Consider the following 1,325-nt stretch of genomic DNA (forward strand, 5'->3'; position numbering starts at 1 on the left):
GGCAGTTGATCTCCCACCTGAATTTTGAGGTGGTAGTTTTACTGCCCACAAATAGCGGGATAACATAAAATCTTTAAATATAATGCGTGTACTTACATAATGTCGAATATAATTTATTTTTATATTTTGTATTGCAAAAAAGCACACACTCTCTTAAAATGTTTCTTTATATTGCATGGAGATATAACCATTATTTCAGAATAACAATATCAGACCGATATAATTTATGATAAAAGGAGCCAGATTGAGTTATTATGGACAAACAAATTGGATTCATCGGATGCGGAAATATGGGGATGGCTATAATTGGCGGAATGCTAAACAAAAATATAGTGTCTTCAAATAAAATCATTTGTTCAGATTTAAACACTACGAATTTAAAAAATGCCAGTGAAAAATACGGGCTAACTACAACTACTGACAACAATGAAGTAGCTAAAAATGCTGATATTTTAATTTTATCAATTAAACCAGACCTATACGCATCAATAATTAACGAAATAAAAGAAGTGATAAAAAACGATGTTATCGTCGTAACGATCGCTGCAGGAAAAAGCATCAAAAGTACTGAGGATGCTTTTCATAAAAAGTTAAAGGTTGTAAGAGTAATGCCTAATACACCTGCTCTTGTTGGAGAAGGAATGTCTGCGTTATGTCCTAATGAAATGGTGACAGAAAGAGATCTAGAAGATGTACTAAACATTTTCAATAGTTTTGGTCAAACAGAGATAGTAAGTGAAAAATTAATGGATGTTGTAACTTCTGTAAGTGGTTCTTCGCCAGCATATGTATATATGATTATAGAAGCGATGGCAGATGCAGCTGTATTAGATGGTATGCCACGAAATCAAGCATATAAATTCGCAGCTCAAGCTGTGTTAGGCTCTGCAAAAATGGTACTAGAAACAGGAATGCATCCAGGTGCATTGAAAGATATGGTTTGTTCCCCAGGCGGAACAACAATAGAAGCTGTAGCAACATTAGAGGAAAAAGGCTTACGAACAGCAATCATTTCAGCTATGCAGCGTTGTACACAAAAGTCTGTTGAACTATCTAGGCAAACTAAAGAGTAAAAACTATAAAAGAGATCACTTTAGCTGAATACACATATCTTTAAACAGTTTTAGACTATATGCACATTTCATTTACATACTCCTCCTTTTTCACCAGTAACTGAACGGACAAATTCAAGGATAATTGAGTTTGTCCGTTTTGCATTTTGTTATTTTAAAATAATTCACCTGTTCTTATTATCATTTATTTCATAGCTTGACACTCCCACCCCTAAAGGGGCTAGCTGACTAATGTCAGTGGGATTCTTGCTA

1 protein-coding gene is annotated in these 1,325 nt (G+C 34.2%); it reads left to right on the top strand.

Annotated elements, in window-relative coordinates; all coding sequences use genetic code 11:
* Positions 1-254: 254 nt before the first annotated feature.
* Positions 255-1,073, top strand: coding sequence for a pyrroline-5-carboxylate reductase (proC, locus tag V7038_RS24835; protein ID WP_002110506.1), 819 nt, complete (start codon positions 255-257; stop codon positions 1,071-1,073).
* Positions 1,074-1,325 lie beyond the last annotated feature (252 nt).

This window comes from Bacillus sp. JJ783, from assembly GCF_036963225.1.
GTDB classification, from domain to species: Bacteria; Bacillota; Bacilli; order Bacillales; family Bacillaceae_G; genus Bacillus_A; species Bacillus_A cereus_U.